Here is a 21,103-nt window from a genome sequence, read left to right as displayed (position 1 = left end):
GTGCGCCCACCACCAGTAGCGTCGGGAAGTTCTCCGGTCTGCCCTGGATGTCGGGTGTCTACCCGTCGCACGTCCTGGCGCAGGTGCTGTCCTTCGGGAACTGGCGCGGGCGGGCGAACGACATCGCGCATGTGTTCACCGTCCGTAGCAAGGGCTGGTCGGCGATGGTCGAGCCCCGCTGGCCGCTGGACCTGTACAAGAACTTCCCCGGCAAGCTGGTCATCAGCCAGCCGACGTTCCCGAAGGGGCAGGGCAGCAACGCGGCCTGCGCCCGCGGCGAGTACGACAAGTACTGGAAGACCTTCGGTACCTTCCTGAAGAACAACGGGCGCGCCGACTCGATCGTGCGAATCGGGTGGGAGTTCAACGGAACCTTCATGTACTGGCATGCGGACAATGCCGGTACGGAATTCCGCGACTGCTTCCGCAAGATTTCTACGGCCATTCGGTCCACTGATCCGGAAGTGAAGATCGACTGGACCTTCAACGCGCACAGCTCACCGGTGCCGAAGACCGGTACGCCGTGGGCCGCGTATCCCGGCGACGAATANGTCGACTACGTGGGTATCGACTCCTACGACTGGTACCCGCCCTCCCGCAACGAGGCCGAGTGGAACAAGCAGTGCAACACCCCGAACGGTCTGTGCTACCTGATCAACTTCGCCCGGGAGCACGGTAAGAAGGTCGGCGTCGGGGAGTGGGGTGTGGCCTCCTGCAGCCGCGGCGGCGGCGGTGACAACGCCTTCTACATCCAGAAGATGTTCGACACGTTCTCTAAGAACACCGACGTGATGGCGTACGAGGCGTACTTCCACGACGCCGCGCCCGGGAACGTCTGCTCGACCATCCAGAACGGCGGCCAGAACCCGAAGGCCGGGTCGCTGTACAAGAAGCTGTTCGGGTCTGCCTGAGGCTGGTCTGCCGCAGGCTGACCGTCTGGCCGGGTCCGCCTGATCTCGGCCTGGCCTGATCTCGACCTCGCCTGATCTCGGCGGTACAGGCCGCCGCCCCGAGTCTCGGGGCGGCGGCCTGTTTGCCTTCGGACAGACAACTGTCCACCTGGCCGTCGTGTGATGTTCTGTCCCGGATGTCACGGGACGCGGGGTACCGTCGGCGGCAGGTGTTCTGCGCTGTGCCGGTGCCCCGTGACCTGCGCTGCCGCACGCTCCGGAGCGGGAGAGCCCCGCCTGCTCCGGGCGCCGTGGGTGGATCTGATCGTCGGACCGTCTTGACAGGAGCGCACCGCTTGCGTCACTTCAGCTTCCTTGACGGGCAGGTCGCCGGGGCGCTGTTCCATCGCGCTCCGCAGGAGATCGTGGCCGCTGACGACCGCCGGCTCGTGGCGACCGCGCTCGGCGCCACCCTCTACGCCCCCGGTACCCGGCCCTGCCTGGCCAGGGATGTCCGGCGGCAGGTGGCCGCCGGTGTGACCTCGATGGTTCTCTGCCTGGAGGACGCCATCGCCGATCACGAGGTGGCCGACGCCGAGGCGAACGTCATCGCCGCGCTGGAGGATCTCGGCCAGTGCCCGCCGGCCTGCGGCGACGGTCCGCCGATGCTGTTCGTCCGGGTACGTGCGATCGCGCAGATGCCGGCCCTGCTGGCGCGTCTGAGCGGGCCGGGCCGAGCCCTGCTGGCGGGATTCGTGTTGCCGAAGTTCGGAATCGAGAACGGTGATCCGGCGCTGGACGCGGTGCTGCGCGGCTCGGAACTGCTCGGCCGCCCGCTGTGGGCCATGCCAGTGCTCGAAAGCCCGTCGGTGATCTACCGCGAATCCCGGGTGGCGGCATTGACCGGCGTCCGCGACCTGATCGACAAACACGCGGACAACGTGCTCGCCGTGCGGCTCGGGGCGACAGATCTCTCCGGGCTGTTCGGGCTTCGCCGCGACCGCGATCTCACCATTTACGACATCGCTGTTGTCCGGGACTGCATCGCTGACATCGTGAACATCTGCGCCCGTGGCGGTGACCATGTTGTCACCGGGCCGGTATGGGAGTACTTCGCGCAGCCCGAGAGACTGTTCGTCAGTGCACTGAGAGTGACGCCGTTCGAAGGGGCGGACCTGGTGCACGGCAGCGGGCGGGGTGCGCGGATCCGATCCGAACTGGTGTCGGCCGACCTCGACCGGCTGATCCGGGAGGTCGTCCTGGACAAGGCGAACGGGCTGATCGGCAAGACGGTGATCCATCCGAGCCATGTGCCGGCGGTGCACGCGCTGTACGTCGTCACCCAGGAGGAGTACGAGGACGCGGAGGTGGTTCTTGCGGGCGACGCGGGCGGGGTCCGGGCCAGCAGTTACGAGAACAAGATGAACGAGCTGCGCCCGCACCGGCTGTGGGCGGAGGCCGTGCGGCGGCGGGCTCGGGCGTTCGGCGTGCTCCGGGAGGGCCTGACGTTCGTCGACGTCCTCGCCGCGACCCAGGACGCGCTCCGATGACCGCCGTGGCCCGCGGGGGACCGCACCGGAGCGGGACACCGGCGGCTTCCCCGGCCCCGGCCCCGGCCCCGGCCCCGGTCCCGGTCCCGGTCCCGGCCCCACTCCCGTCCGACCCGGACTGGCTGTGGGAGGAACTGGGCCTGCGGGTGGAGATCCGCGGACACAACCTCGACCGGCTCGGCCCTGACCGGCTCGGCCTCAGTGGTCTGGAGGCTGGCGGGCGGGACTCCGCGGGGCATGCGCTGCGCCGTCTCGTGGGCCTGGCGCTGCGCCGCAATCCCCGGCGGGCGCATCTGCTGGTCAGCCGGGTTCTCGGCAAGCACCTTCCGGTGCCGCCGGCAGCGGCCCTCGACGCCGGTGCCCGCCTGGCCGCGCTCGTGCGCGCGCTGCCCGAGCCGGGTCACTGGTCCGGCCCGGGACCGGCGGCGGCCGAGGTACCGCTCGTCATCGGCTACTGCGAGACGGCGACGGCCCTCGGCCACTGCGTCTCCGACGGCCTCCCCAACAGCCATTACCTGCACACGACGCGCCGTCGGGTCCCCGGCCACAGCCCGTTGCTGGAGTTCGTGGAGTCCCACTCGCACGCGACGCACCACTGGCTCATGCCGGCGGATCCCGAGGTGCTGACCCGCCCGGGTCGGCTGCTGCTCGTCGACGACGAGCTCTCCACCGGCCGGACCGCGCTGGGCACCATCCGGATCCTGCACGCGTTCGCCCCCCGGACGGACTACGCGGTCGCGGCGCTGGTCGATGCCCGCCCCCCGGCGGCCCGGGCGGCCTTCGAAGCGCTCGCCGCCGAACTGGGCGTGCGGCTGGACGTCGTCTCGCTGGTCGCGGCCACCGTGGCGGTGCCCGAGGACGTGGCCGCCCGCGCCGCCGGCATCCGCGGCCGGCTCGACACCCGCGCAGCGTCGGGCGGTGCCGATCCGCTGGCCGCCGGTGCCGCGGAACCGCCGGGTGCCAGCGCGGCGGTGCCGTCCAGCGCGGCGGTGCCGTCGAGCCCCACGGGGGCCGTGACCCACGTCACGGTGAGCTGGCCGGCTGGCCTGCCGGACGGAGCGCGTCACGGCTGGTCCCAGCGGACCCGGGAACGGCTCACCGCCGAGCTCCCCGCCGTGGCCGGCCAGGTACTGGCGGGGATGCGCGCGGGCGGCGGATCGGAGCCGGCGCGCGGGGGCGAGATCCTGGTCCTGGGTACGGAGGAGCTGATGTACGTGCCGATGCGCCTGGCGGACAGCCTGGCCCAGGTGAGCGGCCGGTCGGTCGTCTACCAGTCGACCACCCGGTCACCCGTCCACCCGCTGGACGTGGACGGCTGCGCGATCCGGTCGTCGCTGACCTTCCCCGCGCCCGACGACCCGGAGCGGGTCAGCCACGTCTACAACGTGACCCCCGGCCGCTACGAGGACATCGTGGTCGTCGTGGACTCCGGCCTGGACGGCCTGGGCCCGGTGCCCGCCGGTCCCGCGCTGGACGGCCTGATCGGCGCGCTGCGCACCTGCGCGCCGGTGACCGTGGTGACCATTCCCTGCTACGTGCCGGCGGACGGCGGGCACCAGGAGCGTGCCGAGTGACTCGCACCAGCCGCGGCGGCCGGCCGCTGATCGGTTCCGGTTCCTACCTGCCGGAGGACGTCACCTTCCTGCTCACCGACCTGAGCGCCGCGAACCTCGAACGGCCCACGGAGGACCGTGAGGAGGGGTTCCAGTCCGGCCGGCACTACTCCGAGGACCTGCCGGTCGAGTTCCAGCCGGACGCCGCCTACCTGGACATCTACCGGCAGGCGCTGGACCGCTCCGCACGGCGGGTGGCGCTGGCCACCGGCGTCGTGGCCGAGCTGGTCCGGCACACCAAGCCGGCGCCGGTGCTCGCCTCGATCGCCCGCGCGGGCACGCCCATCGGCATCCTGATGCGGCGCTGGTACCGGTTCCGCCACGGCCTGGACGTCCCGCACTACGCGATCTCGGTCATCAAGGACCGGGGGGTGGACCACAACGCGCTGCGCCACATCACCGAGCGGCACGACCCCGCCGCGGTCCAGTTCGTGGACGGCTGGACCGGGAAGGGCGTGATGACCAGGGTGCTGGCCGAGGCGGTGGGCGGGCTCGGCCTGGACGACACCCTGGCCGTGCTGGCCGACCCGGCCAGATGCGTGCCGCTGTACGGCACCCGGGACGACTTCCTGATCCCCAGCGCCTGCCTGAACTCCACGGTGAGCGGGCTGGTCAGCCGCACGGTGCTCAACGCCGAGCACATCGGCCCGGACGACTTCCACGGGGCGAAGTTCTACCGCGAGCTCGCGGAGCACGACCTCTCCCGGCACTTCGTCGACACGATCGTCGACCGGTTCGACGAGGTCGCCGACGAGGTGGACCGCGAGTGGCCCCGGCTGTGGTCCGCCGACCGGACGCCGACCTGGGAGGGCTGGGCGGCGGTCGAGCGCATCGCGGCCCAGTTCGACATCCCGGACGTGATCATGGTCAAGCCCGGGGTCGGGGAGGCGACCCGGGTGCTGCTGCGCCGGGTTCCGTGGCGGATCCTGGTCGCCCCCGACCGCCTCGGCGAGCTAGCGCACGTGCTGGCGCTCGCCGAGGCGCGGGGTGTGCCGGTGGAGGAGATGGCCGGCCTGCCGTTCTCCTGTGTCGGGCTGGTCCGGCCGGTCCGTGCCGAGGCGCGGCCGGTGTTCCACACCCCGGCGGCGCGCTGGCGGCCGGTGGCGCCGTGACCGCGCTGCTCGCCTGCGACCTCGACCAGACGCTGATCTTCTCCCGGCACCATTTCCACCTCGTGCCCGGCGTGCCCGAGCCCGAGATCGCCCTGGTCGAGCGGATCGACGGCGTCCCGTCCGCGTACTCCAGCGCCGCGAGCCTGCGGTTGCTGGCGGCACTGCACCGGACGGCGGTGTTCGTTCCGGTCACCACCCGCACGCTCGCCCAGTACCAGCGGATCGATCTCGGGGTGCGGCCCCGGTACGCCGTCGCGGCCAACGGCGGGCACCTGCTGGTCGACGGTGTTCCCGACCCGGCCTGGGCGGCGGAGGTCGCGGCGCGGCTCGCGGGGGCGTGCGCGCCGCTGGCCGAGATGGCGGCGCTGGCCGGTGAGCTCGGCGCCGAGGAGTGGGTGCGCCTCGTCCGGGAGGCCGACGGCCTGTTCGTCTACCTGGTCGCGCACACCCGGGAGGCGATCCCGGACCTGACCCGGGTCGCCGAGCGGGTGGCCGCCGGCGGCTGGGCGCTGTCCCGCCAGGGCCGCAAGGTCTACCTGGTGCCGGAGCCGCTGACCAAGCAGACGGCGGTGGCCGAGGTGGCCCGCCGGGCCGGTGCCACCCGGGTGTTCGCCGCCGGCGACTCCGTCCTCGACCTGCCCATGCTGACGGCGGCCGACCGGGCCGTCCGGCCGGCGCACGGCGAGCTGCACGAGCAGGGCTGGCAGGCTCCGCACCTCACCGTGACCGGTGCCCGTGGGCTGCTGGCCGCCGACGAGCTGCTGGGCCTGCTTGACGCCTGGGTGCGTTCCCCGTGCACCGCCGCACCGTCCACTGCCGCACCGTCCACTGCCGCACCGTCCACTGCCGCACCCGTCCAGCCGTGACCTGACCGTCCAGCCGGGACCCGCCCGGGCATCGTGCGTGTCCTGACCGTGCACCGTGCCGGGACGCCCTTTTCGTGCTCGGCCACGCACGTACGGTGGGCGGTGGGCACCCTCGACGGCTCTGGGAGCCGACGGGCTTCCGTGATACACCGGTGAAACCGGGGTGATCGCGCTGTCGGGGCCTTCGCCGACGTGGGCCGATGTGGGAGGAACGCGTGACCGTGACAGGTGCGGCTGCAGGTGGCGGGGGCGGGGCGGACGGCGCCGGCCTGGCGGCGGAGCTGGAACGGCTGCTGACCGTCGAGCGCTTCGAGCCGCCGGCCGGCTTCGTCCCGCGCCAGCCGGAGGACGCCGACGCGGCAGCGGCCGCCGCCGACCCGCTGCAGTTCTGGGCGGGTAAGGCACGTGACCTGCTGACCTGGGACAAGCCGTTCACCCGGGTGCTCGACGACACGAACCCGCCGTTCTACCGGTGGTTCGACGACGGCGAGCTCAACGTCTCCGCGAACTGCCTGGACCGGCATGTCGCCGCCGGCCTGGGGGAGCGGGTGGCGTACCACTGGCGCGGCGAGGAGGGCGAGCGCCGGGACGTCACCTACGCCGAGCTGCTCGCCGAGACGCAGCGGCTGGCCAACGGGCTGCGCTCGCTGGGTGTGGCCCCCGGCGACGTGGTCGGCATCTATCTGCCGATGATCCCCGAGGTCGCGGTGGCGATGCTCGCCTGCGCGCGCATCGGCGCGGTCCACAACGTGGTCTTCGGCGGGTTCGCGGCCTCCGCGGTGCGGGAGCGGATGGAGGTCTCCGAGGCCAAGGTGCTGATCACCGTGGACGGCGCGCGCCGCAAGGGGCGCACGGCCGCGGTGAAGGCGGGCGTGGACGAGGAGATGGGCGACCTGCCGACGCTGGGGCATGTCGTGGTCGTCCGCTCGACCGGTCCCGTCGGCGGGGCCGAGACCCCGATGACTCCGGGGCGTGATGTCTGGTACCACGAGCTGCTGGCGGCGGCCGAGGCGGAGTGCCCGCCGCTGCCGGTCTCCGCCGAGCACCCGCTGTTCATCCTCTACAGCTCGGGGTCGACGGCGAAGCCGAAGGGCATCCTGCACACCACCGGCGGGTACCTGCTCGGCGCCACGTACACCCATCGCGCGGTCTTCGATCTCGATCCNGGCAGCGATGTCTACTGGTGCTCCGCCGACGTCGGCTGGATCACCGGCCACTCCTACATCGTGTACGGACCGCTCTCCAACGGCGTGACGAGCGTGATGTACGAGGGTGCGCCGGACTATCCCGACTACGACATCTGGTGGCGGCTGATCGCCGAGTACCGGGTGACCGTCTTCTACACCGCGCCGACGGCGATCCGGGCGTGCATCAAGTGGGGCGCGCAGTACCCGGCGCGGCACGACCTGTCATCCCTGCGGATTCTCGGTTCGGTGGGCGAGCCGATCAACCCGAAGGCGTGGCTGTGGTACCACCAGGTGATCGGCGGCGGGCGCTGCCCGATCGTCGACACCTGGTGGCAGACCGAGACCGGCTCGATCATGATCTCCCCGCTCCCGGGTGTCACGGCGACCAAGCCCGGCTCGGCGACGAGACCGCTGCCCGGGATCACGCCCGCGCTGCTGTCCGAGGACGGCCGGCCGGTGACCGAGGGCACCGGCATCCTGGTGCTCACCAGTCCGTGGCCGTCCATGCTGCGCACGCTCTACCGCGACGACGAACGTTTCGTGCAGACGTACTTCTCCCGCTTCGGGCCGCGGACCTACGTGGTCGGCGACGCCGCCCGGCTCGACGCCGACGGGTACTACTGGATCATCGGCCGGATCGACGACGTGATCAACGTGTCGGGGCACCGGCTGTCCACCGCCGAGGTCGAGTCGGCGATCGTCTCGCACGAGGCGGTCGCCGAGGCGGCCGTGGTCGCCCAGGCGGACGAGGACACCGGTCAGGCGATCGTCGCCTTCGTCACGCTGCGCGGCGGGCGGGTCGGTGACGACGCGATGATCGACGAGATTCGTGACCACGTCGCCCACCGGATCGGCAAGCTGGCCCGTCCCCGCCGCGTGATCTGGGCCGACGACCTGCCCAAGACCCGCTCCGGCAAGATCATGCGGCGGCTGCTGCGGGACGTCGCCGAAGGCCGGGAGCTCGGCGACGTCACGACACTTCGGGATCCGGCCGTGATGTCGGCACTGGCGGCAAAGGTGGCCTCCGCCCCGGACGAGTAGCCGTTCCGAGGGGGTCGGGAGCAAGTTGTTACGGCTCTTTCCGCGACGCGCCCAACCCGCGTGTGGCGAGTTCATGCACCGTGTTTAGGCTTCCCGTTTCGTGAGAGCGCTGCGCCGATTCACTGTCCGTGCCCAGCTCCCCGAGCAGCTCGCTGCGCTGGGAGAGCTGGTCCTGAACCTTCGCTGGTCGTGGCACCCGGAGACGCTCGACCTGTTCGAGTCCGTCGATCCGGAGCTGTGGCGGACCTGCAAGGGCGATCCCGTCCGCCTGCTCGGCGAGGTCGACCACGACCGTCTCGTGGCGCTCTCGGCTGACCGGAAGTTCCTCCGCCGGCTCTCCGACGCCGCCGAGGACCTGCAGGACTACCTGACCACCGACCTCTGGTACCAGAAGCAGGCGAACCCGGACGCCCCGCGCGCGATCGCCTACTTCTCGCCGGAGTTCGNCATCACCGAGGTCCTTCCGCAGTATTCCGGCGGTCTCGGCATCCTGGCCGGGGACCACCTGAAGACCGCCAGCGACCTCGGGGTGCCGATCATCGGTGTCGGCCTGCTCTACCGGGCCGGCTACTTCGTCCAGTCGCTGTCGCGGGACGGCTGGCAGCAGGAGCGCTACCCCGGGATCGACCCCCACGGCCTGCCGCTCACCCAGCTCACCGACGCCGACGGTTCCCCGGTGAAGGTCGCGGTCGGACTCCCCGAGGGCCGCACGCTGCACGCGCAGATCTGGAAGGCGCAGGTCGGCCGGGTGCCGCTGCTGCTGCTGGACTCCGACGTCGAGGACAACTCCTCCGCCGAGCGCAGTGTGACCGACCGGCTCTACGGCGGCGGGACGGACCATCGCCTGCTGCAGGAGATGCTGCTGGGCATCGGGGGCGTCCGGGCGCTGCGCGCCTACGCGGCGGTCACCGGCACGCCCGCGCCGGAGGTCTACCACACCAACGAGGGGCACGCGGGCTTCCTCGGGCTGGAGCGCATCCGCGAGCTGACGGAGACCGGCCTGAGCTTCGACGAGGCGCTGGAGGCGGCCCGCGCCGGCACGCTGTTCACCACGCACACACCCGTGCCGGCCGGCATCGACCGGTTCCCCAAGGACCTGGTGGCCCACCACTTCGGCGGTGACAACAGCTGGCCCGGCGTCCCCGTCGAGCGGGTGCTGGAGCTCGGCGCCGAACCCGACCCGAACGTGTTCAACATGGCCCACATGGGCCTGCGGCTGGCCCAGCGCTCCAACGGCGTCAGCAGCCTGCACGGCATCGTCAGCCGGGAGATGTTCGCCGCGCTGTGGCCCGGGTTCGACCACGGCGAGGTGCCGATCGGCTCGGTGACCAACGGCGTGCACGCACCGACCTGGGTGTCGCGGTCCATCGTGGAGCTCGCCGACCGCCAGACCGGCCCCGGCCTGCTCAGCGGGGACGCCGCCGGGTTCGCCCAGTTCGACCGGGTGTCCGAGGAGGCGATCTGGGCGACCCGGCGGGAGCTGCGCGAGCAGCTCGTCGCCGAGGTCCGGCGGCGGGTGCGCGCCTCCTGGCTCCAGCGCGGGGCCGCGCCCGGCGAGCTGGACTGGGTGGAGTCGGTGTTCGATCCCGACGTGCTCACGATCGGCTTCGCGCGCCGGGTGCCGTCCTACAAGCGCCTGACTCTGATGCTGCGGGACTCCGAACGCCTCAAGCGGCTGCTGCTGCACGCCGAGCGCCCCGTCCAGATGGTCATCGCCGGCAAGGCACACCCGGCGGACGACGGCGGCAAGATGCTCGTCCAGCAGATCGTGCAGTTCACCGACAACCCGGCGGTGCGGCACCGGATCGTCTTCCTGCCCGACTACGACATCNGGATGGCCCGGTTCCTCTACGCCGGGTGCGACGTCTGGCTGAACAACCCGCTGCGCCCGCTGGAGGCCTGCGGCACGTCCGNGATGAAGGCGGCGCTGAACGGCTGCCTCAACCTGTCCATCCGGGACGGCTGGTGGGACGAGATGTTCGACGGCCACAACGGCTGGGCGATCCCGACCGCCGACGGCGTGGAGGACCCCGACCGGCGGGACGACATCGAGTCGGCGGCCCTGTACGACCTGCTGGAGAACACCGTCACCGACCGCTTCTACGACCGGGCGGTGCCGGCCGCGCACCCGCCGCGGTGGACGGCGATGGTCCGGCACACCCTGTCGACGCTGGGCCCGCAGGTGCTCGCCACCCGCATGGTGCGGGAGTACGTCGAGCGCTACTACGTCCCCGCCGGGGTGTCCGCCCGCCGGGTGGCGGAGCGGGACCTGGCGGGTGCCCGGGACCTCGCCGCCTGGAAGCGGCGGGTGCGGGACGGCTGGTCGGGTGTGCGGGTCCTCAACGTCGACTCCGCGGGGCTCGGTGACACCCCCCAGGTGGGCCAGTCGCTGGTCGTCCGGGCGACCGTGGACCTCGGCGGGCTCGAGCTCGACGACGTCGACGTGATCGCCTCCTACGGGCGGGTGGACGAGACGGACCGCATCCTCGCCCCGGGCACGCTCTCGCTCAGCGAGGTGGGCGAGGGCGAGGGCGGCCACGGCCACCGATTCGAAGGCACGATCCCGCTCGGCCGGACCGGGCCGTTCGGCTACACCGTGCGGGTGCTGCCGCGGCACCCGCTGACCGCGAGCCCGGCCGAGCTCGGCCTGGTCACCAACCCCTGACCGCGCCCCGGCCCGCGCCGGTCGCCGGACGCCGGACGCCGGTCCCGACCGGGAACCGGGACCGGTGCGGGCCGGTTCAGGGCTGGGTGGGCAGCGCCCGCAGAACCAGGACGGAGTGGCCGGGCACCCGCAGCGTCTCCCCGGCGGCCGCCGTCCACCGGGGTTTGCCGATCGTGTCCGGGAACCCGGCGAGATCGTCCTCGGCGGTGTCCAGCAGGAGCTCGTAACCGGCCGACCACGGCGCGCCCGGCAGGACGACCGGGCCCTCCGCCGCATCCGGACGGATCACGAGCAGCAGGCTGCCCCCGCGGACCGGCTCGCCGGCCGGGTCGGTCCACTCGATCGCGCTTCCGGCCAGGTGTGCCACCAGGATCGCCACCTGCGGCGCGTTCCAGTCCGCCGGTGACATGACGGCGCCGTCCGCCCGGAACCAGGTGATGTCGGGCAGCGCGTGTTCGTCCGCCGTGCCACCGCGGAAGAACCGCTCCCGGCGCAGGACGGGGAACTCCCGGCGCAGCTGGTTGAGACCGCTGACGAGGGTGATCAGTGCGGGGTCCGGGCCGGCCGGGTCCGCCGCCGGAACATCACCGGTCCCGGTCCCGGTCCCGGTCCCGGTCCCGGAATCGGTGCCGGTGCCGTCCGGCCAGGCCAGCCAGGAGACCGCGTTGTCCTGGCAGTAGGCGTTGTTGTTGCCCCGCTGCGAACGTCCCAGCTCGTCGCCGGCGAGCAGCATGGGCACCCCGGCCGACAGCAGGAGCGTGGCGAGCAGCGCGCGGCGGACCCGCCGGCGGGCGGCGAGGATCTCCGGGTCGTCGGTGGGGCCTTCCACGCCGAAGTTCGCCGACCGGTTCTCCGACTCGCCGTCCCGGTTGCCCTCGAGGTTGGCCTCGTTGTGCTTCTCCCGGTAGGAGACCAGGTCCGCCAGCGGGAACCCGTCGTGCGCGGTGACGAAGTTGACCGAGGCCCAGGGCCGGCGCCCGCCGTGCTCGTACAGGTCGGAGGAGCCGGTGATCCGGTAGCCGAGATCCGCGACCCGGCCGGTGCGCCCGCTGAAGATGTCGCGCAGCGTGTCGCGGAACCGGCCGTTCCACTCCGCCCACGGCGCCGGGAACGCCCCCACCTGGTAGCCGCCCCACCCCAGGTCCCACGGCTCGGCGATGAGCTTGACCGCGCTGAGCAGCGGGTCGACGTGCAGCGCGGTGAGCAGCGGTGCCGCCGGGTCGTAGCCGTCGGGCGCGCGGGCGAGCGCGGTGGCGAGATCGAAGCGGAACCCGTCGACCCCCATCTCGGACACCCAGTGGCGCAGCGAGTCGCAGATCAGCTGGACCCCGTACGGGGACGTCGCGTCGACGGTGTTGCCGCAGCCGGTCACGTCCCGGTACCGCCGTGGGTCGTTGGGCTCAAGGCGGTAGTACGCCCGGTTGTCCAGCCCGCGCAGGCTCAGTGTGGGGCCGCGTTCGTTGCCCTCGGCCGTGTGGTTGTAGACGACGTCCAGCAGCACCTCGATGCCCGCGTCGTGCAGCGCGGCCACCATCGAACGGAACTCGCCGACCGGGTCGCCCGTGGCCGCGTAGCCCGGGTGCGGGGCGAAGAAGGCCAGCGTGTTGTAGCCCCAGTAGTTGGTGAGGCCCTGCTCCAGCAGCGCCGTCTCGGAGACGTGGGCGTGCACGGGCAGCAGCTCGACGGCGGTGACGCCGAGACCGCGCAGGTGGTCGAGGACCGCCGGGTGGGCCAGGCCGGCGTAGGTGCCGCGCAGCTCCGCGGGCACCGCCGGGTGCAGCCGGGTGAACCCGCGCACATGCAGCTCGTAGACGACGGTGTCGGCCCAGGGCGTGGCCGGCCGGTTCGCCGTGGGGTCGGGGCCGGCGGGCGGCCCGGTGACGACGCCCTTGGGTACGTACGGTGCGGAGTCGCGGTCGTCGGGGGCCAGCCCGTAGGGGTCACCCTCGGCATACCCGTACACGGCGGGATGCGGCACCAGCCCGCCGGCCACCTGACGTGCGTAGGGGTCCAGCAGCAGCTTCGCCGGGTTGTAGCGGGCGCCGCGGTCCGGGGCGTACGGACCGTGCGCGCGCAGACCGTAGAGCTGCCCGGGCCGGACGCCGGGCAGGTACCCGTGCCAGACGCCGCCGTCCCGCTCGGGCAGCCGGTGCCGGGTCTCGCCGGCTCCGGTCGGGGTGTCGAACAGGCAGATCTCCACCGCCTCGGCCCGCGGGGCAGCGACGGCGACATTGATCCCGGCCCCGTCCCAGCGAACGCCGAGTGGCTGGGCCGCGCCGGGACGGATCATGGCTTCGACGCTAACCCGGCGGGCCCGGCAGGTCCCGAAAACGCCTCCCGCGCCGGTCGCAAGTGACCTGCATCACTTTGGGTCGGCGACGTGCTGCGGCGGGCATCCCCGCGGGGGTTTTCCGCACCCGGCCTCTGACGGCCCGTCGCACTAGGGTTGGCAGGGTTCGGGGGTTGGCAGATCGAGTTGGCGAGGGTCGGTCGGGCCGGCGAGGTTCACGGTCTCGCGGTGATGCGGAGGTTCCAGATGTCGCTCGTGCGGCTGGAGGTCGCCCAGGGAGTCGGGACGATCAGGCTGGACCGGCCACCCATGAACGCCCTCAGCGCCGCTCTCACCGCCGACCTGCGGGCCGCGGCGCTGGAGGCGACCGCCCGGCAGGACGTCCGGGCCGTCGTCCTGTTCGGCGGCGAGAAGGTGTTCGCCGCGGGCGCGGACATCAAGGAAATGGCCGGCCTGGACGTCGCCGGTATCGCGGCGTGGGTCCGGGACCTGGCCGCGGCCTTCGAGCTGATCGCCCGGATCCCGAAACCGGTCATCGCCGCGGTCACCGGCTACGCCCTCGGCGGCGGGCTGGAACTCGCGCTGTGCGCCGACTTCCGGGTGTTCGCCGACAACGCCAAGGTCGGCCTGCCCGAGATCACGCTCGGCGTGATCCCCGGCGCCGGCGGCACGCAGCGCCTGCCGCGGCTGGTCGGTGCGGCGCGGGCCAAGGACCTGGTGTTCAGCGGTCGGCAGGTGCGCGCCNCCGAGGCCGAGGCGATCGGGCTGGCCGACCGGGTGGTGCCGGCGGGCGAGGTGTACGCGGAGGCGCTCCGGATGGCCGGGCGGTTCGTCACCGGGCCGGCGCTGGCCCTGGCGGCGGCGAAGCAGGCGATCGACGACGGCTCCGAGCTCGCGCTCTCCGAGGCGCTGCGGTTGGAGTCCGCGCTGTTCACCGGCCTGTTCGGCACCGAGGACCGCCGGCTCGGCATGGACTCGTTCCTGGAGCGCGGGCCGGGCAAGGCCGACTTCGTCGGGCGTTAGCCCGACCGCGCCGCGGGAGCCCGGCCGCGTGGTCAGCGCATCGCGAGGTCGACGACCACCGGCTTGTGATCACTGCCGAACGCGGAGCCGACCCGGTAGCCGGTGACCGCGAACGCCGGCGAGGTCAGCACATGGTCGATGCGCAGCACCGGTGGGAAGGCGACCATGTCGGCGTTCCAGGTGGGCGTCCAACCGGCGCCGACCACGTCGTGGGCGTCGCGGACGCCGGCCGACACCAGTTCGCGCAGCGGCCGGTGGTCACGGGTGGCGTTGAAGTCCCCGGCCAGGACGACCGGCAGGCGGGCGGCCCGCACCTCGTCCCGGAGCGTGTCGAGCTGTTCGCGCCACCGTCGGGTGAAATCGCCGGAGGTCGGCGAGATCGTGTGCACCGCGTAGACGACGAACGAGCGGCGCTCGTCGACGCGGACCGTGGCCCGCAGCGACATGGACCCACCGACCTCGGGTGCCGCCGCGTCCGAGAGCGGGAAGCGGGAGAACACCGCGGCACCGAACGCGCCCGGACGCGGGCGGACCTCGGAGTAGCGGTACGCGCCCAGCGCGCCCGAGTCCTGCACCTTCGCCAGGGTCAGGGGCGAGACCTCGACCAGGACGAGGACATCTGGGCTCGTCTCGCGAATCTGGCGCCCGAGCCGCCCGGCGTCCGCGTTGTGGTAGAGCAGGTTCGCGGTCATCACCCGCAGGCGGGCCGAGCCCTGCGGGGCGTCCTCGGGGCTGCCGGGGATCAGCTCGGGCACCGTCCAGAACAGGTGCGCCGCCGCCACCAGGACGCACAGGATCATGAGGCGGCCGCGCCGCAGGGCGAAGCCGACGGTGACGGCGGCGTACACCGGCAGGTACAGCAACGGTGTCAGGGCGTTGATCGCCGAATACGGCCAGACCAGCGCGTCGTCCAGGTGGACGAGCCGGCCGACGGCGAGGACGGCGAGTGCCGCCGTGACGAGCCAGGCCGCGGCGACGATCAGCCGGCGCACTCTGCCGGCGCTTCCGCCGGCGGAGCCGGACCCACCGATCCGGCCGGACCCGCCGGTTCCGTCCGACTTGTCGATTCCGCCGTGGTCCCAGCCGGTGGGCAGATCGTTTCCGGTGGGCAGATCGTTGCCGGTGGGACCGCGGCGACCAAGACGCCGCCCGAGGTCCTTTGCGAGACTCACCGGACAAGCGTGCCTGGTCACCGAGGCCCACCCGGCGGCGGGCCGCTTGCTGGGGGCCAGATCCCGAAGCTCAGACCCCGGGGATCAGGCCGAGGCGCCCACCGGCTCCGCCGGAGCACGGCCCACCACCGCGGAGACCCGGGAGCGCCACTCCCGCGCGGCGACCGTTCTGGAGAAGCCGGCGACCGCGCCGTCCAGCTCGGAGAGCTTGTTGGCTATCCGGGTCGACGAGACGGAACCGGCGAGCTCGACCGCCTTGTACCCCGCTTCCAGCGCGGCCTCCAGGTCGGGCTGCGGGCGGCGGAGGTAGGACAGCGCGAGATCCGCCTCGGCATAGGCGCGGCTGCGCGCCCGGGCAGGGCCCTGCAGGTCACGGGCCTCCAGGAACCGCTGTTCGGCCATGGTCGCCTTCCCCAGCAGCAGGAAGCAGTGCCCCTGGCACTCGGCGACGTCCCCGGAGTTGTAGTGCCCGGCCCAGGACGGAGCATCGCCGGGCTCCCGGGAGATCACCCGCTCCATCTCGGCGAGCGCGCGCAGGCATCCGGCCTCGTCGCCGTTGCGGGCCAGCGCCCACGCCAGCCTGTCCTGCAGCATCGCCTGCACGGGGGGCGCTGACTGGCGGGCCGCGCGGTCGATCGCGGCGCGGGCCAGCGCGAGGCTGTGCCGGGGGTGCCCCAGCGCGGCGGCCTGGTCGCTCATCGCCGAGAGGACCCGGCCGGCCATCATGACGTCGTCAGCGTGTTCGGCGAGGGTCAGCGCCTGGATGTAGTAGCGCTGCGCCAGCGCCTGCCGGTTGCAGTCCTGGGCGAGCCAGCCACTGAACTGGGCGAGTTCGGCGAGTGCGCTGAAGGTGTCGGCGTCCGCGGGCCCGTCGGCGGCGGCCCTGGTGCGGTCGTGCAGGAAGGTGACGACCTGCGGGCGGATCTCGCTGCTGCCGAACCGGGCGTCGAGCCGGCGGAACGTCGCCGTCATGTCCCGGATCATGGTGCCGCCGGAGGGGGAGGCGGGTGCCTCCNTGGTGAGCCGCTGGATGACGCCGGTGAGGCTGGACAGCACAGGGTCCGCGAAGGCGGCCGCGGCGAAGACCGCCCCGTCGTACAGCACGTCACGTCGCCGCATGTCTCGTCCCGAAAGTCCGGCCAGCGTCCGCAGGGTGTCGTCGGGGAGATCCGCGACGGCCAGCCCCAGGTCGTCACGTTCGTAGGCTTCGCCGCGCCAACCCAGGTCGGCCGGCGGGACCGGGTAGCCGACCAGCGCGGAGAGCTCGGCGGCGGCCAGTTCGGCGACCATCGGGTCGCGCGGCTTCATCCCGCGTCGCCAGTGGCCGACGGTGGTGCGGGCGAGCCCGAGCTCGACGCGCCGGTGGGCTCGGGCCCGGTTGTTCACCTGGCGTGCGAAGCGGGTGTCCGAGACCCCGGCCTCGGCGAGCAGCCGGGCGAACAGGTTCGGGACGTCCGCCGCGCCCGCCGTGCCGGGTGTGCCCGCCGTGCCGGGTGCGCCCGCAGTGCTCGACNGGTCAGCCGGGAACTGTTTGGTGGTCCGTGGGACCGCGGTGTTGATCGCGGGGAGTGTCGAGGGCCCCGGCTGCGCGGTGCGCCGGGTGTCGGTAGGGCGTGCGGTGACCGTGAGCTCTTCCGTGACCATGCGTCCCCCGTATGCGCCTGCCTGGCCGAAGGGGCCGATACCAGGTCGGTGGCGACCCCATAGGGCAGAAAGTAGCCGATCGGTCACACATCTAGGAAGNGGGTGTGCATTAGTAGGCCACAATGCACGGGCATGGCGGGACCCGGGACCCTTGCGCTTTCCGTTACCAAAGAGATCGATGCCCGAACCTGCCGCGGGCGCGCCGGGCCCGCCCTATGGGGCCGGTCACAGGCCGGCGGGGCCGGGTGTGCCGCGGACATCACCCCGACGGCGCCGATCGGGTAACCATTGGCCGACAGCAGGCACTCCGGTTGGATGAGGTTCGCGGCCGTCGTCCGGCCGTTGTGATCAGCGCCACCCGGCCGCTCGCTCGCGGCGACCGTCGCGGCCGGGATCATCGGGCACGTCAGCGCGTCAGATGCGACGATGCGGGGAGGACCGACATCGAAGTTGCTGGCTACGGAGGCCCCAAGGCGTGAACATCGTGGNTACCGTCAAGCAGGTTCCCGATACCTGGGCGGAGAAGAAGCTCGACGCCTCGGACAAGACGGTCGACCGCAAGAGCGTCGACAACGTCATGAACGAGATGGACGAGTACGGGGTCGAAGAGGCCCTGAAGATCAAGGAAGCCCACGGCGGCGAGGTGACGGTCGTCACGATGGGTCCGGAGAAGGCCGTCGAGACGATCCGCAAGGCGCTGTCGATGGGTGCGGACAAGGCGGTCCACCTCAGCGACGAATCGCTGCACGGTTCCGACGCGCTCGCGACCTCCGCCGCGCTCGCGAAGGTGATCTCGACCCTCTCGCCCGACCTGGTCATCACTTCCTCGGAGGCATCCGACGCCCGGGGCGGCGTCATGGGCGCCCTCCTCGCGGAGCGGCTCGGGCTCCCGCAGCTCACGCAGGCGCGCAAGGTCACGGTCGACCCGGGCGCGGGCAAGGTCTCGGTCGAGCGGCTCGCCGACAACGGCTACGCGCTGGTCGAAGCCGCCCTTCCCGCGGTCGTCGGTGTGGTCGAGAAGATCAACCAGCCGCGTTACCCCTCGTTCAAGGGCATCATGGCGGCGAAGAAGAAGCCGCTGACCAAGCTTTCGGCGGCGGACGCCGGTCTGGACGCGGGTTCGGTCGGTCTCGCCGGCGCCGCCTCCACGGTCGTCGAGGCCGAGCCGGCTCCGCCGCGCCAGAGCGGCACCATCGTCAAGGACGAGGGCGACGGCGGCGCGAAGGTCGCGGCGTTCCTCGCTGCGCAGAAGCTCATCTGAGGAAGGTCGTTCGATGGCTGAAGTACTTGTTCTCGTCGAGCACACCGACGGTGAGCCGAAGAAGGTCACGGCCGAACTGCTGACGCTGGCCCGCACGCTGGGCGAGCCGTCCGCGGTCTTCCTGGGCGGGCCCGGCACCTACGCCAAGGCCAAGGACTACCTGGCGCAGTACGGTGCCGCCAAGGTCTACCTGGTCGAGTCCGACGATGTCGCGGGTTACGTGGCCGCCCCCGCGGCGGAGATCCTCGCGAAGCTGGTCGCCGACACCTCCCCGGCCGCCGTGCTCGCCGCCGCGACGCCGGATTCGCGTGAGATCGCGGCCCGCACCGCCGCCCGGACGAACTCCGGCCTGATCTGGGACGCCACCGCGCTCACCCCGGACCTCACGGCCACCCANGGCATCTTCGGCGGCGCGACGATCGTGAGCTCGAAGGTCACCAAGGGCACCCNGATCGTCGTCGTCCGGCCCAACTCCACCGCCCCCGAGGCTGCCCCCTCCACCCCGGTGGAGAGCCAGGTGGACCTCGCGATCTCCGACGCCGCCAAGGGCGCGAAGATCGTGGACCGGGTGGTCGAGGCCAAGTCCGGCCGCCCGGACCTCACCGAGGCCCAGGTCGTGGTCTCCGGTGGGCGCGGGCTCGGTGCCGCCGAGCACTTCGCCCTGGTCGAGAAGCTCGCGGACACTCTCGGCGCGGCCGTCGGTGCCTCGCGCGCGGCCACCGACGCCGGCTGGTACCCGCACCAGAACCAGGTCGGGCAGACCGGCAAGACCGTGTCACCGCAGCTCTACATCGCGGTTGGCATCTCCGGCGCGATCCAGCACCGGGCCGGCATGCAGACCTCGAAGACCATCGTGGCCGTCAACAAGGACCCCGAGGCCCCGATCTTCGAGTTCGCCGACTACGGCATGGTCGGCGACCTGTTCAACGTGGTGCCGCAGCNGACCGAGGAGATCGAGAAGCACAAGGCGGGTTGATCCTCCCGTCACTCGGCACGGCAGGACGGCCGGGTGCGGACCCTGGACTCCAGGGGCCGCACCCGGCCGTCGGCGTTTCGCCGGGGCCATCTCGGCTACTCTTGGTAGCGGGATGGCGGCGGGAGGTGTCGGAGTGTCACTGCGTCACGGGTTGTTGGGTTTGCTGGCCGAAGGTCCGGCCAGCGGCTACGACCTCACCCGTCGCTTCGAGCAGGTGCTCGGTGCGGTCTGGCCCGCCGGGCATCCGCAGATCTACGGCGAACTGAGCCGCCTTGCGGGTGACGGCCTGATCGAGATCGACAGCGAGGGCCCGCGCGGCCGGAAGGCCTACCGCATCACGGAGCCCGGGCTGGCGGAGATCAGGCNGTGGCTCGGCGAACCGTCCGAGGTGGACCACACCACGCGGCTGCAGTCCCTGCTGCGCTCGTTCTTCTTCTGGCTCATGGAACCGGCCGAGTTGGAGGCCCACCTGCGCCGCGAAGCCGACTACTTCGCGGCGGCCGCGGGGCGGTACCGGGCCTATGCCGACGCCACCGACCACGGCGAGTACTCCGACACGCCGCAGCAGAGATCGTTGCGGGTCGCGATCGAAGGCGGGGCCCGCCTGTACGAGGCACTGGCCGGGTGGGCTCGGTGGGCGGCCGACCGGCCGGAGATGGCGACCGAGCGGACGCGGTTGTGATCCGCGGTGATCCGCTGCCCGGCCAGTCCGCTGGTCGGCCGATCGGACGGCCCGGCAGCCCGCGCGGTTCGGGGGATCGGGCGCGGTTCGGGGGATCGGGCGCGGTTCGGAGGTTCGGTGGCGGGAGCGATTCGTGAGTGCGCCGGTGTGTGCGTTCCGCCGGCGGTGGGAACAGACATGGTCGGAGCCCGATGCAGGTGTCGGGTGCGAACCCGGCGCATGCACCGGACGCATGTACCGCGTGCGGACTGCGGACGCACCTGCCGTGGCCGGCCGAACCGGACCGGACGACTCACCGGCCTCCGCCGGATGCGGACGGGTGCGCCGCCCGCGGGGCGGTAGGCCACGAATGCATGTCCGGCGGGGCCTGTCCNCCCCCTCGGATCGCTCGTGTATAGTTCCATCTCACCGCCTCACCGGATCCAAACGGACCGGTGGTTGGCGGGCCCAGGATCCTCCGAGGGGGCACAGACCCCCCGAGGCAACGGCCCGAAAACAGTGCGGTAAGGTACGAAAGAGTGGCAGTCGCCGGCAGCGCCGGAGCGATTTGACACAAACCCGAAAGCCTCGGTAACTTAACCGAGTCGCCACAGCCGGGGCTGAAAAGCCGAATCGGATGAGGCATCGCGAAGGNGAAAGAATCGCCGGAAACAGCGATTTGACACCAGCGAAAAACCCCGGTAACTTAACCGGGACGCCACAGCCGGGGCCCGAAAGGCCGAATCGGATGAGGCAAAAGCCAGTAAAAATCGCAAACACAGCGATTTGACACTGGCGAGAAACACCGAGTAAACTGCAAAAGCACCGGAAAACACCGAAAGGCAGACTCCGGTAGCATCTGCTCCTTGAGAACTCAACAGCGTACCGAATAGTCAGTGCCATTTTTTAAAACCCCCGTCCATGGCCAGGGCTTAAGTGCTTCTGGTTGTGGTGGGAAATTCCTTTGGCAATGACAGACGATCTTACGAGGATCTGTCTTGTCAGGATCGGCTGGGCTTGGCGGCCCGGCCATCTCTTTCAAAGCATTGATGGAGAGTTTGATCCTGGCTCAGGACGAACGCTGGCGGCGTGCTTAACACATGCAAGTCGAGCGAGGAGCTTGCTCCTAGCGGCGAACGGGTGAGTAACACG

At 71.8% G+C, this 21,103-nt stretch carries 10 protein-coding genes, 1 rRNA gene and 13 pseudogenes; 20 read left to right on the top strand and 4 right to left on the bottom strand.

Features of this window, described 5'->3' with window-relative positions; genetic code table 11:
- Positions 1 to 551 precede the first annotated feature (551 nt).
- The 11 genes and pseudogenes from UG55_RS41670 to UG55_RS41640 form a co-directional block, all read left to right on the top strand.
- Positions 552 to 911, top strand: a pseudogene (locus tag UG55_RS41670) (beta-mannanase); the annotation flags it as partial.
- Between the two features lie 335 nt (positions 912 to 1,246).
- Positions 1,247 to 2,440, top strand: a complete 1,194-nt coding sequence (locus tag UG55_RS22000) for an HpcH/HpaI aldolase/citrate lyase family protein (RefSeq protein ID WP_066072522.1) — start codon at positions 1,247 to 1,249, stop codon at positions 2,438 to 2,440.
- Positions 2,437 to 4,014, top strand: a complete 1,578-nt coding sequence (locus UG55_RS21995; RefSeq protein WP_066072519.1) for a phosphoribosyltransferase family protein — start codon at positions 2,437 to 2,439, stop codon at positions 4,012 to 4,014. The genes UG55_RS22000 and UG55_RS21995 overlap by 4 nt, the downstream gene beginning before the upstream one ends.
- Complete coding sequence (locus UG55_RS21990) at positions 4,011 to 5,165, top strand: cysteine protease StiP family protein (protein ID WP_066072515.1); 1,155 nt, start codon at positions 4,011 to 4,013, stop codon at positions 5,163 to 5,165. Before UG55_RS21995 ends, UG55_RS21990 begins: the two co-directional genes overlap by 4 nt.
- Positions 5,162 to 6,031 (top strand): sucrose-6-phosphate hydrolase, encoded by an 870-nt coding sequence (locus UG55_RS21985; RefSeq protein WP_066072512.1) that lies wholly within the window; start codon positions 5,162 to 5,164, stop codon positions 6,029 to 6,031. Before UG55_RS21990 ends, UG55_RS21985 begins: the two co-directional genes overlap by 4 nt.
- 200 nt (positions 6,032 to 6,231) lie before the next feature.
- A pseudogene (locus UG55_RS41665) lies at positions 6,232 to 7,196 on the top strand (AMP-binding protein); the annotation flags it as partial.
- 1 nt (position 7,197) lies between these two features.
- Positions 7,198 to 8,259 (top strand): AMP-binding protein (locus tag UG55_RS41660; protein ID WP_242424932.1); only part of this gene is annotated, 1,062 nt, incomplete at its 5' end.
- 100 nt (positions 8,260 to 8,359) lie between these two features.
- Positions 8,360 to 8,705, top strand: a pseudogene (locus UG55_RS41655) (DUF3417 domain-containing protein); the annotation flags it as partial.
- A 1-nt stretch (position 8,706) separates the two neighbouring features.
- A pseudogene (gene glgP, locus UG55_RS41650) lies at positions 8,707 to 10,090 on the top strand (alpha-glucan family phosphorylase); the annotation flags it as partial.
- Between the two features lies 1 nt (position 10,091).
- Positions 10,092 to 10,172: pseudogene (locus tag UG55_RS41645) on the top strand (hypothetical protein); the annotation flags it as partial.
- A gap of 1 nt (position 10,173) precedes the next feature.
- Positions 10,174 to 10,924, top strand: a pseudogene (locus tag UG55_RS41640) (DUF3417 domain-containing protein); the annotation flags it as partial.
- Positions 10,925 to 11,000: 76 nt separating this feature from the next.
- On the opposite strand, the gene glgX reads toward UG55_RS41640, so the two are convergent.
- A complete protein-coding gene (gene glgX / locus UG55_RS21970; protein ID WP_066072504.1) occupies positions 11,001 to 13,214 on the bottom strand; it encodes a glycogen debranching protein GlgX in 2,214 nt (737 codons plus the stop codon).
- A gap of 246 nt (positions 13,215 to 13,460) precedes the next feature.
- Between glgX and UG55_RS41635 the strand changes: the two are divergent.
- Together UG55_RS41635 and UG55_RS41630 are read left to right on the top strand one after the other, a co-directional pair.
- A pseudogene (locus tag UG55_RS41635) lies at positions 13,461 to 13,958 on the top strand (enoyl-CoA hydratase/isomerase family protein); the annotation flags it as partial.
- A 1-nt stretch (position 13,959) separates the two neighbouring features.
- A partial coding sequence (locus UG55_RS41630) for an enoyl-CoA hydratase/isomerase family protein (RefSeq protein ID WP_242424931.1) occupies positions 13,960 to 14,237 on the top strand: 278 nt, incomplete at its 5' end.
- Positions 14,238 to 14,269: 32 nt separating this feature from the next.
- On the opposite strand, the gene UG55_RS21960 is transcribed toward UG55_RS41630, so the two are convergent.
- From UG55_RS21960 to UG55_RS41620, 3 genes and pseudogenes are all read right to left on the bottom strand, one after another.
- Positions 14,270 to 15,409, bottom strand: a complete 1,140-nt coding sequence (locus UG55_RS21960) for an endonuclease/exonuclease/phosphatase family protein (protein WP_396230971.1) — start codon at positions 15,407 to 15,409, stop codon at positions 14,270 to 14,272.
- 84 nt (positions 15,410 to 15,493) lie between these two features.
- Positions 15,494 to 16,424: pseudogene (locus UG55_RS41625) on the bottom strand (transcriptional regulator); the annotation flags it as partial.
- 1 nt (position 16,425) lies between these two features.
- Positions 16,426 to 16,922 (bottom strand): annotated as a pseudogene (locus tag UG55_RS41620) (transcriptional regulator); the annotation flags it as partial.
- A 620-nt stretch (positions 16,923 to 17,542) separates the two neighbouring features.
- Here UG55_RS41620 and UG55_RS21950 point away from each other — a divergent pair.
- The 7 genes and pseudogenes from UG55_RS21950 to UG55_RS21935 all read left to right on the top strand — a co-directional run.
- A partial coding sequence (locus tag UG55_RS21950) for an electron transfer flavoprotein subunit beta/FixA family protein (RefSeq protein WP_255360518.1) occupies positions 17,543 to 18,314 on the top strand: 772 nt, incomplete at its 5' end.
- A gap of 13 nt (positions 18,315 to 18,327) precedes the next feature.
- Positions 18,328 to 18,710, top strand: a pseudogene (locus UG55_RS41615) (electron transfer flavoprotein subunit alpha/FixB family protein); the annotation flags it as partial.
- A gap of 1 nt (position 18,711) precedes the next feature.
- Positions 18,712 to 18,763, top strand: a pseudogene (locus tag UG55_RS41610) (hypothetical protein); the annotation flags it as partial.
- Between the two features lies 1 nt (position 18,764).
- A pseudogene (locus UG55_RS41605) lies at positions 18,765 to 19,255 on the top strand (electron transfer flavoprotein subunit alpha/FixB family protein); the annotation flags it as partial.
- A gap of 168 nt (positions 19,256 to 19,423) precedes the next feature.
- Positions 19,424 to 19,655 (top strand): annotated as a pseudogene (locus tag UG55_RS41600) (PadR family transcriptional regulator); the annotation flags it as partial.
- 23 nt (positions 19,656 to 19,678) lie between these two features.
- Positions 19,679 to 19,972 (top strand): hypothetical protein, encoded by a 294-nt coding sequence (locus UG55_RS41595; RefSeq protein WP_313954634.1) that lies wholly within the window; start codon positions 19,679 to 19,681, stop codon positions 19,970 to 19,972.
- 1,025 nt (positions 19,973 to 20,997) lie between these two features.
- Positions 20,998 to 21,103: ribosomal RNA gene (locus UG55_RS21935) — 16S ribosomal RNA — on the top strand; the annotation flags it as partial.

It is taken from the genome of Frankia sp. EI5c, assembly GCF_001636565.1.
GTDB lineage: Bacteria > Actinomycetota > Actinomycetes > Frankiales > Frankiaceae > Parafrankia.
Note: the sequence above shows the minus strand (reverse complement) of the source record. Positions and strands in the feature narration are given on the sequence as shown.

What these genes read in the sequence shown, in the direction of transcription:
- UG55_RS21995 (WP_066072519.1), top strand. Translation starts at nt 2,437, where the DNA reads ATGACCGCCGTGGCCCGCGGGGGACCGCACCGGAGCGGGACACCGGCG.
- glgX (WP_066072504.1), bottom strand. Translation starts at nt 13,214, where the DNA reads ATGATCCGTCCCGGCGCGGCCCAGCCACTCGGCGTTCGCTGGGACGGG.